The 13,410-nt window shown below is 69.9% G+C and carries 14 protein-coding genes and 1 pseudogene; 9 read left to right on the top strand and 6 right to left on the bottom strand.

Annotated features, from left to right (window positions below; all coding sequences use genetic code 11):
• The first annotated feature begins 92 nt into the window (after positions 1-92).
• Positions 93-1,286, top strand: a complete 1,194-nt coding sequence (tuf, locus tag ABTX18_RS16395; protein ID WP_352123376.1) for an elongation factor Tu — start codon at positions 93-95, stop codon at positions 1,284-1,286.
• A 95-nt stretch (positions 1,287-1,381) separates the two neighbouring features.
• On the opposite strand, the gene ABTX18_RS16390 is transcribed toward tuf, so the two are convergent.
• From ABTX18_RS16390 to ABTX18_RS16375, 4 genes and pseudogenes are all read right to left on the bottom strand, one after another.
• Complete coding sequence (locus ABTX18_RS16390; protein WP_352123375.1) at positions 1,382-1,846, bottom strand: GNAT family N-acetyltransferase; 465 nt, start codon at positions 1,844-1,846, stop codon at positions 1,382-1,384.
• 58 nt (positions 1,847-1,904) lie between these two features.
• Positions 1,905-2,795, bottom strand: a complete 891-nt coding sequence (locus tag ABTX18_RS16385; RefSeq protein WP_352123374.1) for a hypothetical protein — start codon at positions 2,793-2,795, stop codon at positions 1,905-1,907.
• 10 nt (positions 2,796-2,805) lie between these two features.
• Positions 2,806-3,887: pseudogene (locus tag ABTX18_RS16380) on the bottom strand (helix-turn-helix domain-containing protein).
• A 298-nt stretch (positions 3,888-4,185) separates the two neighbouring features.
• Positions 4,186-4,611 (bottom strand): ATP-binding protein, encoded by a 426-nt coding sequence (locus ABTX18_RS16375; RefSeq protein WP_352123373.1) that lies wholly within the window; start codon positions 4,609-4,611, stop codon positions 4,186-4,188.
• A gap of 163 nt (positions 4,612-4,774) precedes the next feature.
• On the opposite strand from ABTX18_RS16375, the gene ABTX18_RS16370 reads away from it, so the two are divergent.
• Together ABTX18_RS16370 and ABTX18_RS16365 are read left to right on the top strand one after the other, a co-directional pair.
• Positions 4,775-5,653, top strand: a complete 879-nt coding sequence (locus tag ABTX18_RS16370) for a helix-turn-helix domain-containing protein (protein ID WP_352123372.1) — start codon at positions 4,775-4,777, stop codon at positions 5,651-5,653.
• Complete coding sequence (locus ABTX18_RS16365; protein WP_352123371.1) at positions 5,650-5,859, top strand: DUF397 domain-containing protein; 210 nt, start codon at positions 5,650-5,652, stop codon at positions 5,857-5,859. Before ABTX18_RS16370 ends, ABTX18_RS16365 begins: the two co-directional genes overlap by 4 nt.
• A gap of 3 nt (positions 5,860-5,862) precedes the next feature.
• Here ABTX18_RS16365 and ABTX18_RS16360 read toward each other — a convergent pair whose 3' ends face one another.
• Entirely contained in the window at positions 5,863-8,037 is a 2,175-nt protein-coding gene (locus ABTX18_RS16360) for an RNA repair domain-containing protein (RefSeq protein ID WP_352123370.1), read from the bottom strand.
• The gene (locus ABTX18_RS16355) at positions 8,037-9,770 is read right to left on the bottom strand and encodes an RNA ligase family protein (RefSeq protein WP_352123369.1); all 1,734 of its coding nucleotides are present in this window, start codon (positions 9,768-9,770) and stop codon (positions 8,037-8,039) included. Before ABTX18_RS16355 ends, ABTX18_RS16360 begins: the two co-directional genes overlap by 1 nt.
• A gap of 502 nt (positions 9,771-10,272) precedes the next feature.
• Here ABTX18_RS16355 and rpsJ point away from each other — a divergent pair.
• Genes rpsJ through rpsS form a run of 6 tightly spaced genes read left to right on the top strand, consistent with a single transcriptional unit; the run spans position 10,273 to position 13,388 of the window.
• Complete coding sequence (rpsJ, locus tag ABTX18_RS16350; RefSeq protein WP_003948644.1) at positions 10,273-10,581, top strand: 30S ribosomal protein S10; 309 nt, start codon at positions 10,273-10,275, stop codon at positions 10,579-10,581.
• A gap of 14 nt (positions 10,582-10,595) precedes the next feature.
• Complete coding sequence (gene rplC, locus ABTX18_RS16345; protein WP_136328436.1) at positions 10,596-11,240, top strand: 50S ribosomal protein L3; 645 nt, start codon at positions 10,596-10,598, stop codon at positions 11,238-11,240.
• Positions 11,241-11,244: 4 nt separating this feature from the next.
• On the top strand, positions 11,245-11,895 hold the full coding sequence (rplD, locus tag ABTX18_RS16340) for a 50S ribosomal protein L4 (protein ID WP_352123368.1): 651 nt from the start codon (positions 11,245-11,247) through the stop codon (positions 11,893-11,895).
• The gene (gene rplW, locus ABTX18_RS16335) at positions 11,895-12,218 is read left to right on the top strand and encodes a 50S ribosomal protein L23 (protein WP_014154589.1); all 324 of its coding nucleotides are present in this window, start codon (positions 11,895-11,897) and stop codon (positions 12,216-12,218) included. Before rplD ends, rplW begins: the two co-directional genes overlap by 1 nt.
• A gap of 39 nt (positions 12,219-12,257) precedes the next feature.
• On the top strand, positions 12,258-13,094 hold the full coding sequence (gene rplB, locus ABTX18_RS16330) for a 50S ribosomal protein L2 (RefSeq protein ID WP_024494973.1): 837 nt from the start codon (positions 12,258-12,260) through the stop codon (positions 13,092-13,094).
• A gap of 12 nt (positions 13,095-13,106) precedes the next feature.
• The gene (gene rpsS, locus ABTX18_RS16325; protein ID WP_015610726.1) at positions 13,107-13,388 is read left to right on the top strand and encodes a 30S ribosomal protein S19; all 282 of its coding nucleotides are present in this window, start codon (positions 13,107-13,109) and stop codon (positions 13,386-13,388) included.
• Positions 13,389-13,410 lie beyond the last annotated feature (22 nt).

Genomic DNA, 13,410 nt, shown 5'->3' with positions numbered 1-13,410 from the left:
CAGCGTGGCGAATGCCCCCGGCACCGGCATCCCAGCAAAGATCACCTGGCGCCGATGAAGCAAGGCGTACAGAACCACTCAGGAGGACCCCAGTGGCGAAGGCAAAGTTCGAGCGGACTAAGCCGCACGTCAACATCGGCACCATCGGTCACATTGACCACGGTAAGACGACCCTCACGGCCGCCATTACCAAGGTGCTGCACGACGCGTTCCCGGACCTGAACGAGGCCTCGGCCTTCGATCAGATCGACAAGGCGCCGGAAGAGCGTCAGCGTGGTATCACCATCTCCATCGCGCACGTCGAGTACCAGACGGAGTCGCGTCACTACGCGCACGTCGACTGCCCGGGTCACGCCGACTACATCAAGAACATGATCACGGGTGCGGCGCAGATGGACGGCGCCATCCTCGTCGTCGCCGCGACCGACGGCCCGATGCCGCAGACCAAGGAGCACGTGCTCCTGGCCCGCCAGGTCGGCGTTCCGTACATCGTCGTCGCCCTGAACAAGGCCGACATGGTGGACGACGAGGAGATCCTGGAGCTCGTCGAGCTCGAGGTCCGTGAGCTCCTCTCCGAGTACGAGTTCCCGGGCGACGACCTTCCGGTCGTCAAGGTCTCGGCGCTCAAGGCTCTTGAGGGCGACGCCGAGTGGGGCCAGACCGTTCTCGACCTGATGAAGGCCGTCGACGAGTCCATCCCGCAGCCCGAGCGTGACGTCGAGAAGCCGTTCCTGATGCCGATCGAGGACGTCTTCACGATCACCGGTCGTGGCACCGTCGTCACCGGTCGTATCGAGCGTGGTGTCCTGAAGGTCAACGAGACCGTCGACATCGTCGGTATCAAGACCGAGAAGACCACCACCACGGTCACCGGCATCGAGATGTTCCGCAAGCTGCTCGACGAGGGCCAGGCCGGTGAGAATGTCGGTCTGCTCCTCCGTGGCATCAAGCGCGAGGACGTCGAGCGCGGCCAGGTCATCATCAAGCCGGGTTCGGTTACGCCGCACACCGACTTCCAGGCCCAGGCCTACATCCTGTCGAAGGACGAGGGTGGCCGTCACACCCCCTTCTTCAACAACTACCGCCCGCAGTTCTACTTCCGTACCACGGACGTGACGGGCGTTGTGACCCTTCCCGAGGGCACCGAGATGGTCATGCCGGGTGACAACACCCTCATGGACGTCGCGCTGATCCAGCCGGTCGCCATGGAAGAGGGCCTGAAGTTCGCCATCCGTGAGGGTGGCCGGACCGTGGGCGCCGGCCAGGTCACCAAGATCCTCAAGTAATTACTTGAGCGTCTGACCTGGTAGCTCCGCACAAGAGCACCGAGAAGGGCCCCGTCCCGCCGCGCAAGCGGTGGGACGGGGCCCTTCTTTTTTTCCTACGACGGGGATGCGGGCCGGCGCACCATGAACACGTCGACCGGGTCCTCGCGCTCCGTGGTGAACCCGTGCCGTTCGTACAGCCGCCGGGCCCCGCTGCCCTGGAGCACGTTGAGACGGACCGGCACCCCTTCGGCGTCCGTACGGGCCAGCAGGGCGCTCAGCACGCCCGAGCCGATGCCCCGCCCCTGGTGTTCCTCGTCGATGAAGAAGCTCTCCAGGCACCAGCCGTCCTCGAAGGGCCGCAGCGTGACGCTCCCGCCGAACCGGCCGTCGACGACGATCACCGAGGTGTACTCGGGCAGATAGGACTCCCGCATCCGCTGACGCACCCGGTCCTCGTCGTAGCGGCCGAGACGCACGAGATCCGGGCGCATGACGACGGCCCGGATCTCGACTATGGCCTCGAGGTCATCGGGGGTGGCGGGGCGCAGGGCCCAGCGTTGAGTGGTGCGTACAGACATGGTCGGAGTCTGCCAGGTCTGCCGGAGTGCCCCGCGTGGGTGGAGGGGTTCATCCGGATCAGTGATCCTCGGTGAAGACTTCCTCGGCGGTGGTGGCGGTGGCGGCGCGTTGGAGCCACTGGTGCAGGAGGGCGGGGTCGGTGCAGGTGGTGATCTTCGTGCGCGTCTCGTCGGTGAGGGAGATGCCGCGTGCCTCGAGGACCAGCCGGAGGCTGCTTGCCAGGCCCTTGGCCTCGCCCTCGGCTCGGCCTTCGTCCCGGATTTCTTCGGAGATGAAGGACTTGTAGAAAGAGGTGTCCACGGCCACCAGGTTCCTCCACTGTTGTGCGGCTGGGCGGTTGCCCAGGCCTTGTGCGGTGAGTTCGACGATGGGGTCGGCGATGTTCTCGGGTGTGTCGCGCAGGGCGGCGGAGAGTGTTTTCAGTATGGCATCGACGTCCGGATTGTCGGCGTGTGTGATGGCGGCGAGGGTGGCGAGGGCGAGGTCTTTGCGGGCTTCGGCGACGTTGGTGATGACGGGCATGTTGTGGGGTCCGGCGACGAGTGGGTTGAGGGTGAGGGTGGGCCATTGGCGCAGGCCGATGGTGATGGGGGTGGCGGCCCAGCGGGCGGTGCTGTGGTCCTGGCAGACGATCAGGAGGAGCACGGGCAGGGCGCCGTAGCGGTTGTGGAGGTAGCTGACGTAGTAGGGCCAGCTGGCGGTTTTGCGGTGGTCTTTCTTGCCTTGGGCTTCGATGGCGAGGAGGAAGGGGCCGTCGTCCTGGGTTTCGATGCGCAGGAGGGTGTCGACGCGGCGTTCGACGGGGCTGTTCTCGGTGAGGTCGGTGGGCAGGACGGTGGCGGAGGTGGGGCGTGGGATGTGGATGCCGAGGTGTTCGGAGACGCGGGAGAAGAGGCCGGGGTACTCCTGGAAGATGCGGTGCATTGCTTCGTGGGGTGGGCTGACCATGCGGTTCCGTTCAGAGGGTGGCGTGGGCGGCTGAGTGCGCGTCGGTGAGGCAGTCGCGGCAGTGGCCGGGGTGGGTGGCGCGGAAGGCGCGGTCGCAGGTGTCGCAGTTCTGGAGGGGGACGACGATGATCTTGCGGCGGGGCGGGGGTGTGAGGTCCTGGGCTCCGGGGAGTGGGGGTGGCAGGAGGGTGGTGATGCGGTGGCGGAGGAATTTCGCCGGGTGTTTGACGGGGTGGGGGAGGTCGTTGGTGAGGGCGTGGCGGATGGTGTCGGGGTGGGTGTCGCGTTCGAGCCAGGCGGCTACGCCGGGGGTGAGGGTGTCGATGTCGCGCTCTGCGAGGGTGAGTTGGGGTGTGTGGCGGCGTAGGTCGGCGAGGAGTGCGGTGGCTGCTCGGTGGAGTTCGGGGGTGGGTGCGACCGGCTGGGGAGTTGCGGGGGTTGCTTGCGTGCGGCGGTGGGGGCCGGTACGTAGATGGAAGCGGGCAAGGGTGCGGGCGCCGGGGCGGGTGTGGGCGCGGGGGCAGGTGCCTGCGGCGGCGCGGGTGCGGGCGGGGCCGGTTGTGGTGCCTCGGCGGGGGCCGGGGGAGGGGCGGGCGCGGCGGTCGGTGTGGGCGTGGGTGGTGCTGACGCTGCTGCGGCGGGGGGCTTGTCGCGGCGGCGCTTGGGGCGGCGCGGCGGTGGCGGGGTGGTGGCGTTGGGGTCGGGCTGGTTGTACGAGATCGTGCGGGTGGTGACGCGGCCGCTGGGGAGGCGGACGCGGCTGCGGTGGAGGTAGCCCTCGGCTTCGAGTTCGTGGAGGGCGGCGGTGATGCGGGCTTCGCTCTCCGGGAAGCGGTCGGTGAGGACCTTGATGCCGGCTTTCGCCCCGGCGGGCAGCGACTGGATGTGGACGGCGAGGCCGATCGCGACCAGGGAGAGTTCGCGGTTCTGGGCGAGGTGGTTGCCGATGACCACGAAGCCGGAGACGTGGCGGACGTTGACGTGGATGACGCCGGAAGTCGGCGTGACGTCGGTGAGGGTGCCGAGAGCGCTGGGAGTGCCGGGGGAGCCGGACTGGGCGCACGGGGGCGCGATAACCTGCGGGATAGCCATCGGGAAGGGTCTTCTTCCTCGTGGTCAGGCCTCGGCCGGGATTGCCATCCCTGCCGGGGCCGTCTCATGTTCTGTGGTTGTCGCGGCGAGCATATGCCAGCCAACCCGCCTCCGATCTAGCCCAGTTGCCCCTTTTCACCCGCGCGAGTGACGCAGGTCAGGACGGGGGTGGGGTGGGGTTTGGTGGGGTTATTTCCCTGAGTTCTTTAAAAGCTTTTAGACGTCGTGGGCAGCCGCGTCCTGGTGCACCGGGTCGTGGCCTCCTACGTCGTGGGCATCCACGACCCGGTGGACTCGGTCACGGTACGAGGTCGAGTTCCGCCCACACCGTCTTGCGCGGGACCGGTCCCGGGATGATCCCCCAGCGGTCGGCGAGCGCCTCGACGATGAGCAGGCCGCGCCCGCTCTCGGTCAACGGGTCGGGGGTCACGGCGACGGGCAGGTGATCGCCCCGGGTGTCGGTGACCTCGATCCGCAGGCGGTCGTATGCCTGGACGGTGAGGCGCAGTTGGAAGTCCCGGCCCGTCACCCGCCCGTGGACCGAGGCGTTGGTGGCGAGCTCCGCGACGATGTGCGCGGCCGACTCGGAGGGCAGGCTCCAGAGATCGAGATGGGCCACGGCGAGGAGGCGAGCCAGCCGGGCGCCTCGACGCGTGGGGGAGAGCAACACCGTGAACGTGCGTTCGGCGGGCTGAAGTTGGGGAGTGACGGTTTGTTGGTTCACGTCACTCAGCGTGGCCGGGTCTGCGTACCGTGCCCAGTGACACAGCCCTTGCGTACGGCGATTGTCCCGGGCTTGTCCAGTGCTGTCCCGGCTGTCCGGAGTGACGTGCGGGGAACAGAGGCGGTTGACGGAGAACGGCACGCACGTCGGAAGTGGGGCACGGATGAGTGTGGACGGGGTCGGTACGGAGCAGGGCGACGGCGGGGCGGACGAGCCCGGTTGGGAAGTCGATCCCGATGACGAGTCGGGCGTCGCGGTGGTCGCCGCCGTGGGACGTCAGATCAAGGCGTGGCGGGAAGCGGCCGGGATGCGAGCTTGCGAGTTCGGGGCCGCGATCGGGTACGGGGAGGACTTGGTCCGGAAGGTGGAAGGCGGGCGGCGGATTCCTCGGCCGGAGTTCCTGGACCGGTCGGACCAGGTGCTAGGTGCAGGTGGCAAGATCGCCGCGATGAAGCGGGATGTGGCCCAGGTCCGGTACCCGAAGAAGGTGCGGGACCTGGCGGGTGTGGAGGCCAAGGCGGTTGAGCTTGCGGCCTATGTGGCGCACGGCCTGCATGGGCTGTTGCAGACGCCTGGCCACGCGCGGGCCCTGTTCGAGGCCCGGCAGCCTCCGTACTCGCAGGACGAGGTGGAACGGATGGTGGCTGGGCGCATGGCCCGGCAAGCGATCTTCGAACGGGTGCCGTCACCGGCTCTCAGCTTCGTCCAGGAGGAATCGGCACTCAGGCGGCCCATCGGAGGAACGCTGGAGTGGCGACGACAGCTCGAACGGCTACTGGAGATCGGTAAGTTGCGCAATGTCACCCTCCAGGTGATGCCTACGCATCGTGAGGCGCATCCTGGGATGGACGGTGACATCGACGTACTGAAGTTCAACGACGGTACGGCGGTGGGGCGATCGCACGGGGCATTCAACGGGCGCCGGGTGACCGACGCGAAGCAACTCCGTATTCTCGAACTGCGGTATGGCGTCATCCGGGCCGAGGCTCTCACTCCCCGGGAGACTCTGGCCCTCATCGAGCAAGTGCTGGGAGAGACATGATGCGCAGGACCTCCACGCAGGCCGACTCCGAGCCGGTCTGGTTCAAAAGCAGCTACAGCAGCAATGGCAACGAAGGCGATTGCGTCGAGGTCGCGACAGCCCCCGACGCAGTCCACGTGCGCGACTCCAAGAACGCGCAGGGCTCTCGGCTCGCCTTCACGTCCGACTCCTGGACGCGCTTCGTCCCGTACGCCGCCGGACGCTGACCTCTACATACGTACCGGGGTCAACGACGCCCCCCGAATCCCCCGCAGCACCTCCGCCCCGATCTCCGCCAGCCGGTGAGCCGGGGGCGGGGCCGCGCCGAGCCCGATCGCGTACCCCGTGCGGCCGCCGACGCTGAGCGGGCGCGGCCAGATACGGCAGTCGGCGGCGCCCGCCTCGGCGAGGGCTGCCGACAGGGCGAGGAGGCGGCCGCGTAGCCGCCCCTCGTCCGGGCCGCCCGGGGGTACAGAGGCGAGGGCCCAGGACGGGTGCAGGTCGGCGAGGTGCGGCGGCGCGCACAGCGGCGCACGCGGGTCGGTGCCGTCCTCCGCGGCCTCCAGGATCTCCCAGGCGCGGTACAGCTCGGCGGTCAGGAGCTCGCGGCCGGCGGCGGAGACCTGCGTGGTGCAGGAACGCACGGGCGCGGTCGGGGTCAGCACCGTGACGGGAGCCCCGGCGGCAGGGGCCGACCCCACCGCCTCGTCCCAGTCCCATGCCGCCCAGGTCGCGAAGAAGTGGCGGAGGAGGGGGAGCGGCGGCAGGTCGCCGGCCTCGTGGACGGTGCGGGCCGCGAGGACGGTCCAGGCGAGGCCCGGCAGTCCGCCGCACGGCGCGGCGTCCAGGCCCCGGGCCGCCGCCCACGCCTTGACGTCCCGGGCGAGCGCGGCGAAGGGCGCGCGGTACGGGTCCGCCGCCGCGAGCACCGCTTCCGCGTCGCTCACCGCGCTCAGCGCGACCGCCGCCGCCTCGCCCAGCTCCGTCCGGCGGGCGACCGCGTCGGCGGGGGAGAGGGAGCCGGTTGCCACGGTGACCAGGTCGACCCGGAGGCCGTCGAGCTCCCAGCGCAGGCCGGGGACCCGGGCCCCCGTCACCTCGCGCAGGTCCCGCGCCTCCGGGAAGGCAGCCGTCAGCCGCGACCGCATCCCCGCCGGATCGGGTGCCCCGGGCAGCGCCGCGACCAGGTCCAGGTCCGCGCCGGGGAGCGCGCAGCCCATGCGCCGGGAGCCGACGACGTGGACCCGGGCACCGGGGAGGGCGGCGGCGACCCGGTCCGCGATGCCGTTCGTGTCGGCCGCCGGAAGCGGTGGGCCCAGCTCCACCCTTACGCCGTAGTGGTCGGAGACGTACAGCCCCTCCGGGCCCGGCACCTCGCCCGTCAGGGACGCCGACCGGGCGCGCAGCCGTTCCGTGCGCAGCAGGACCCTGTCCAGTCGGGAGACGCGGCCCGAGAGGGAGGAGATCGCGGCGAGCGGGTTCACGGACGGGTCGAAGGTGGGAGTGGTGTCGGCGGGGCCGTGAATCTCCGTCCAGGCGTCCGTCATTCCCAGGCGGGTCTGCGGGCCGTCGCCGCCGTCGTTGAAATCGCCGACGAGGAGCAGTTCGCCCTCCACCGCCGCCAACCCCGTTGCCAGGTCGGCGAGTTCGTGGTCGCGGCGGGCCGCTCCGTCGGGGGAGTGGTCGCTGCTGAGGTGGGTCACGGCGACCGTGACGGGGCCCTCGGCCGTCTCGACGACGGCTGCGGACACGGCCTTGTGCGGGCCGAGAGTGTGCAGACCCGCCTCGCTGACCGGCAGGCGGCTGAGCAGCAGCAGGCCGTTGTCCGCCACATCGCGGCCGGGCGGGTCGATGGCCAGGACGTACCCGGCCCGTACCCAGTCGCAGTCCAGTAGCAGAGCCAGCAGCGCCGGCTCCACCTCCTGGAGCGCGATGACGTCCGCGTCCGCCGCGCGCAGGGCGTCGAGGAGGAGCGGGCGGCGCCGGGCCGTGTCGATGCGGTCGCTGTCGTAGCGGTCCCAGAGGGTGTTCCAGGTGAGCACCGTCAGGGGGCCGGACGGGCCCGGGGGCCGGGCGGGTGCCGGTTCCCACGCGCCCGTAGAAGGGGAGAAGGCGTGCGGGACACGGGAGGTGAAGTAGGGGGAGGGCAGCCGGCGCGGGTTCCGTGCCCGGCCCGCGTCCGTCTCGTCGATCCGGTCGACGCCCGTGGACCGGTCCCACACCACCTCGCCGTCCGCCTCGACGAACAGCACCCGGTGCCAGGGGATGTCGCCGCCCGGCGTGAAGCGGTCCAGCGGCACTCGCTTGGGGTCCCGGCCGCGCTGGGCGACGCCCAGGACGAAGCGCGCCGGGTCGAAGCGGGCGTCCCAGCGGACCCGGTGGTAGATCTCCTCGCTCGTACGCATCAGGCCCGGTCCTCCACGGTTCCGCTCGTGCCGATGTACCAGGTGCGGTGGGCCTGGCCGGGGTACGGGGGCACGAAGCGGCGCAGCTGCGCGGCCAGGACCTCCGGCGGCACCGGATGGTCGCGGCGAGCGTTGCGCGCGGTCAGCTCCGCCGCGCCCACCCACGCCACCGCATGGGTGAGCAGGGCGTCCCGGCGGTGGGCGGTCGCGTGGATCACGGAGCGCTGGTGCGGGTTGAGCGAGGTGGCGTCCCAGACCACGGTGGCGCCGGGGACCAGGGCGGCGTCCAGGCGGCGCAGGCCGTCGCGCATGACCTCCTCGTTGGCGCTCTGGTCGGCGCGTGAGCCACGGGCCTCGCGCAGGTCGTCGAGCGAGATGTACGTGGCGATGCCCGGCAGACCGCGGGCGAAGGTGCTCTTCCCGCTGCCGGAGGGGCCGACCAGGTGGACCAGGCGCGGGAAGTCCCCTGACCGCCACCGCCAGGTCGCGGCGACCGCCTCCTCCGGGGTGGTGACGCGGCCCTGCGCGTACGCCTCACGGGCCTGCGCCAGACAGCGGTCGGCGGCGTCCGGCTCCAGGCCTGCGAAGGCCTCACGCAGTCCGTCGGGCTCGCGCACGTCCTGGACGTGCAGGGCCGACCACTCCACCTGTTCGCGGGCCTCGGGGCCCTCGGCGAGTGCGTCCGCCACCGCGTGCAGGACCGGCAGGCGGGCGGCGAGCGCCATCCTCGCCAGGCCGGCGCGGCGCTGCTCGTCCGGGTAGGGGCGGTGCAGCGCCGGGTACAGGCCGACGAGGTCCGCGGTCCGCCGGGCGAGTGGCATCCCGAGCGGTCCGGCGAGCGCCGGGGCGAGTGCGGCCCGCCGGGTGCGGTGCAGCAGGGCGGCGAGCACCCCGGCCAGCCGGTCGTCGCCGGTGCGGCCACGTGCGTCGAGGGCGTCGGCCGCCGCGAGGGCGGCCCGTGCGTCGCCGGGGCCGGTGCCCGCGGCGACGGAACGCGCCGCCGACTGCCCTGCGCCGCCCGCCGCCCCACCCGCCCCGGTGCCGACCGCGACGGCGAGCGCCGCCGGGTCCACGGGGGCGCCCGAGCGCACGGACCAGAGGGCGGCGGCGGGGCCCAGCCCGTTCGCCACCACCTCCGCGTGCATCCAGTGGGTGTCCGTGGTCACGTGGCCCGGCCGCACCCACTTCGCGACGCGCCGGGTGAACGCGGCGGCGGGAAAGGCCTCGGCGGGGCGGACGACGTACCCCTCCTGGCGGTCCGTGTCCGGCCTCATCGCGCGCAGCGCCTTCTCGGCGCGGGCGTCGAACACACCGCGCCACAGCACGGGCGGGGCCGGGATACCGAGGTCCCGGAGGAAGTCCACGGTCCGGTCCCAGTCCAGGCAGACGTCGCCGTCCCAGACGGAGAAGCCGTAGAAGTAGCTCGCCAGGTCCTCGTACGGGATCGAGTGGCGGGCGAACATGTTCTCGCCGCAGATCCGCCACCCCGCCGGGATGCGGGGGCCGATCCGGCCCTGGAGCGCCTTGACCCATCCGCGCGAAGGATGGTGGGCCGAGTCGAGGGAGCGGGCGTGCAGGCCGTCGGCGTACAGCGTGGTGTTCTCGCCGTCGAGCTTCTCGGTGACCACGACCTCGCAGCCGGTCAGCCCGGCGAGGTCGCTCAGGCGCACGTCGTCGGAGGTGGCCCCGGGTGACCAGGGCAGATGCGGAGTCCGCGGATAGTGCGTACGCATTTCTGTGCCCCCGTGCCGTTGCCGTCCCGGTCGGTCACACTAGGGGCGGCGGCCTGCGGCGCTCGACCGAATATCGCGGCGGGAGAACCGGCCGGTCCGCACGATTCGTGCCCGCGTTTGACCACGGCGGCGCGGGGGGTAGGATCTCCGGCCCGATTGGCCAGGCCCATGTCCCGTATGGCACACTAGCCAGGTTGCTCGGTTGAGTGTCAATGCTGCGCGCCTCCCGCCGGGAGGACCGGAAGCGAGTCCCACAGTACTCGTCGGCCCCTTGGGCCGGACGTACGGGAATCTTTCGGGAAGCGTATGTGTGGCACCGGCCAGGCGCCCGGTGGGGTTTCACCCCCGGCAGCGCGGTCTCAGGCCCGCACCCCCTTGGTTGGGATCTCCTTCGGGAGATTTTCGTAGAGGGGATGCGACACGCCCGACCGCGTGGGTCGGAGGCGGAGTTACCAGAACCTCGGGTTCCAGAGCGTTACGAGAGACAGGACTACTAGTAGCCATGGCGGGACAGAAGATCCGCATCCGGCTCAAGGCCTACGACCACGAGGTCATCGACTCCTCGGCGAAGAAGATCGTCGAGACGGTGACCCGCACTGGTGCGTCGGTCGCGGGCCCGGTGCCGCTGCCCACTGAGAAGAACGTGTACTGCGTCATCAAGTCGCCGCACAAGTACAAGGACTCTCGCGAGCACTTCGAGATGCGCACGCACAAGCGCCTCATCGACATTCTCGACCCCACCCCGAAGACGGTTGACTCGCTGATGCGCCTCGACCTGCCGGCTGGCGTCGACATCGAGATCAAGCTCTGAAGGGACGGGCCGAGATGAGCAAGAACATCAAGGGCGTCCTGGGCGAGAAGCTCGGCATGACCCAGGTCTGGGACGAGAACAACCGGGTTGTCCCGGTGACCGTCGTCAAGGCCGGTCCGTGCGTCGTGACGCAGGTCCGCACGAACGACAGCGACGGCTACGAGTCGGTCCAGATCGCCTTCGGCGAGATCGACCCGCGCAAGGTGAACAAGCCCCTCAAGGGCCACTTCGCCAAGGCCGACGTGACCCCCCGCCGCCACCTGGTGGAGCTCCGCACCCCTGACGCGAGCGAGTACACGCTCGGCCAGGAGATCACCGCCCAGGTGTTCGAGTCCGGCGTCAAGGTTGACGTCACGGGCAAGAGCAAGGGCAAGGGCTTCGCCGGTGTCATGAAGCGTCACAACTTCAAGGGCCTCGGCGCCGGTCACGGCGTCCAGCGCAAGCACCGTTCCCCCGGTTCGATCGGTGGCTGCGCCACCCCTGGGCGTGTCTTCAAGGGCATGCGCATGGCCGGCCGGATGGGTAACGAGCGCGTCACCACCCAGAACCTGACCATCCACGCGGTTGACGCGGAGAAGGGTCTGCTCCTCATCAAGGGCGCAGTCCCCGGTCCGAACGGCGGCCTCGTCCTGGTCCGTACCGCGGCCAAGGGGGCTTGAGGTAATGAGCACCATTGACATCCTTTCGCCGGCAGGCGACAAGGCCGGTACCGTCGAGCTCCCCGCGGAGATCTTCGACGCGAAGACCAGCGTTCCGCTGATCCACCAGGTCGTTGTCGCACAGCTGGCAGCTGCCCGTCAGGGCACGCACTCGACCAAGCGTCGCGGCGAAGTCCGTGGTGGTGGGCGCAAGCCTTACCGCCAGAAGGGCACCGGCCGCGCCCGCCAGGGTTCGACCCGCGCGCCGCAGTTCGTCGGCGGTGGCGTCGTGCACGGCCCCAAGCCGCGCGACTACTCGCAGCGCACCCCCAAGAAGATGAAGGCCGCCGCCCTGCGCGGTGCCCTCTCGGACCGGGCGCGTCACTCCCGCATCCACGTCGTCACCGGCGTGATCGAGAGTGGGATCTCCACCAAGGCCGTCAAGACGCTGCTCGGCAAGATCTCGGAGCGCAACAACGTGCTCCTGGTCGTCGAGCGCAGCGACGAGGCCGCGTGGCTCTCCGCACGCAACCTGCCCCAGGTGCACATCCTGGACCCGGGCCAGCTGAACACGTACGACGTGATCGTCTCTGACGACGTGGTCTTCACCCAGGCCGCTTTCGAGTCCTTCGTGTCTGGCCCCCAGACCGCTGAGACCGAAGGGAGCGACGCCTGATGAGTGAGGCGACCGTTACCAGCAAGACCTACTCCGACCCGCGTGACGTTCTCGTCAAGCCGGTTGTTTCGGAGAAGAGCTACGCGCTGCTCGACGAGAACAAGTACACGTTCATCGTCGCGCCCGGCTCCAACAAGACCCAGATCAAGCAGGCCGTGGAAGCGGTCTTCTCGGTCAAGGTCACCGGGGTCAACACGATCAACCGTCAGGGTAAGCGCAAGCGCACCAAGACCGGTTTCGGCAAGCGCGCTGACACCAAGCGCGCCATCGTGACCCTCGCTGAGGGCGACCGAATCGACATCTTCGGCGGCCCGACCTCCTAACGGAGGTCGAGTCGTCCGGAATCGGACGAGGACTGAGAAATGGGTATCCGCAAGTACAAGCCGACGACCCCGGGCCGTCGTGGCTCCAGCGTCGCCGACTTTGTCGAGATCACGCGGTCCACGCCGGAGAAGTCGCTGGTCCGCCCCCTGCACAGCAAGGGCGGCCGTAACAACACCGGTCGTGTGACCGTCCGTCACCAGGGTGGTGGCCACAAGCGCGCCTACCGCGTGATCGACTTCCGTCGTCACGACAAGGACGGCGTGCCGGCCAAGGTCGCGCACATCGAGTACGACCCGAACCGCACCGCGCGCATCGCGCTCCTGCACTACGCGGACGGCGAGAAGCGCTACATCATCGCGCCGCGTGGTCTGGGCCAGGGCGACCGTGTCGAGAACGGCCCGGCCGCCGACATCAAGCCCGGCAACAACCTGGCGCTGCGCAACATCCCGGTCGGTACGACCATCCACGCCATCGAGCTGCGGCCCGGCGGCGGCGCGAAGTTCGCCCGTTCCGCGGGTGCCTCCGTGCAGCTGCTGGCGAAGGAGGGCACCATGGCCCACCTTCGTATGCCGTCGGGTGAGATCCGCCTGGTCGACGCCCGCTGCCGCGCCACGATCGGTGAGGTCGGCAACGCCGAGCAGTCGAACATCAACTGGGGCAAGGCCGGTCGCATGCGCTGGAAGGGCGTTCGCCCGTCCGTCCGCGGTGTTGCGATGAACCCGGTCGACCACCCGCACGGTGGTGGTGAAGGCAAGACCTCCGGTGGACGTCACCCGGTCTCGCCGTGGGGTCAGAAGGAGGGTCGTACTCGCTCGCCGAAGAAGGCATCGAGCAAGTACATCGTCCGCCGCCGCAAGACGAACAAGAAGCGCTAGGAGCGGGTTTAGATGCCGCGCAGTCTCAAGAAGGGGCCCTTCGTCGACGGACACCTCGTCAAGAAGGTGGACGTACAGAACGAAGCAGGCACCAAGAACGTCATCAAGACCTGGTCCCGTCGCTCGATGATCATCCCGGCCATGCTGGGTCACACCATCGCGGTGCACAACGGCAAGATCCATGTCCCGGTGTTCGTCACCGAGTCGATGGTCGGCCACAAGCTCGGCGAGTTCTCGCCGACTCGCACCTTCCGCGGCCACGTCAAGGACGACCGGAAGTCGAAGCGCCGCTAGCGCGGGGTGGAAACGACTATGA

The organism is Streptomyces sp. NPDC096323, assembly GCF_040302845.1.
Classification (GTDB): Bacteria; Actinomycetota; Actinomycetes; order Streptomycetales; family Streptomycetaceae; genus Streptomyces.
This window is presented reverse-complemented; position numbering and strand designations above follow the sequence as displayed.

What these genes read in the sequence shown, in the direction of transcription:
- ABTX18_RS16385 (WP_352123374.1), bottom strand. Translation starts at nt 2,795, where the DNA reads ATGGTCAGCCCACCCCACGAAGCAATGCACCGCATCTTCCAGGAGTAC.
- rplB (WP_024494973.1), top strand. Translation starts at nt 12,258, where the DNA reads ATGGGTATCCGCAAGTACAAGCCGACGACCCCGGGCCGTCGTGGCTCC.
- ABTX18_RS16360 (WP_352123370.1), bottom strand. Translation starts at nt 8,037, where the DNA reads ATGCGTACGAGCGAGGAGATCTACCACCGGGTCCGCTGGGACGCCCGC.
- rplC (WP_136328436.1), top strand. Translation starts at nt 10,596, where the DNA reads ATGAGCAAGAACATCAAGGGCGTCCTGGGCGAGAAGCTCGGCATGACC.
- rpsS (WP_015610726.1), top strand. Translation starts at nt 13,107, where the DNA reads ATGCCGCGCAGTCTCAAGAAGGGGCCCTTCGTCGACGGACACCTCGTC.
- rpsJ (WP_003948644.1), top strand. Translation starts at nt 10,273, where the DNA reads ATGGCGGGACAGAAGATCCGCATCCGGCTCAAGGCCTACGACCACGAG.
- ABTX18_RS16355 (WP_352123369.1), bottom strand. Translation starts at nt 9,770, where the DNA reads ATGCGTACGCACTATCCGCGGACTCCGCATCTGCCCTGGTCACCCGGG.
- ABTX18_RS16365 (WP_352123371.1), top strand. Translation starts at nt 5,650, where the DNA reads ATGATGCGCAGGACCTCCACGCAGGCCGACTCCGAGCCGGTCTGGTTC.
- rplD (WP_352123368.1), top strand. Translation starts at nt 11,245, where the DNA reads ATGAGCACCATTGACATCCTTTCGCCGGCAGGCGACAAGGCCGGTACC.
- ABTX18_RS16390 (WP_352123375.1), bottom strand. Translation starts at nt 1,846, where the DNA reads ATGTCTGTACGCACCACTCAACGCTGGGCCCTGCGCCCCGCCACCCCC.
- ABTX18_RS16370 (WP_352123372.1), top strand. Translation starts at nt 4,775, where the DNA reads ATGAGTGTGGACGGGGTCGGTACGGAGCAGGGCGACGGCGGGGCGGAC.
- rplW (WP_014154589.1), top strand. Translation starts at nt 11,895, where the DNA reads ATGAGTGAGGCGACCGTTACCAGCAAGACCTACTCCGACCCGCGTGAC.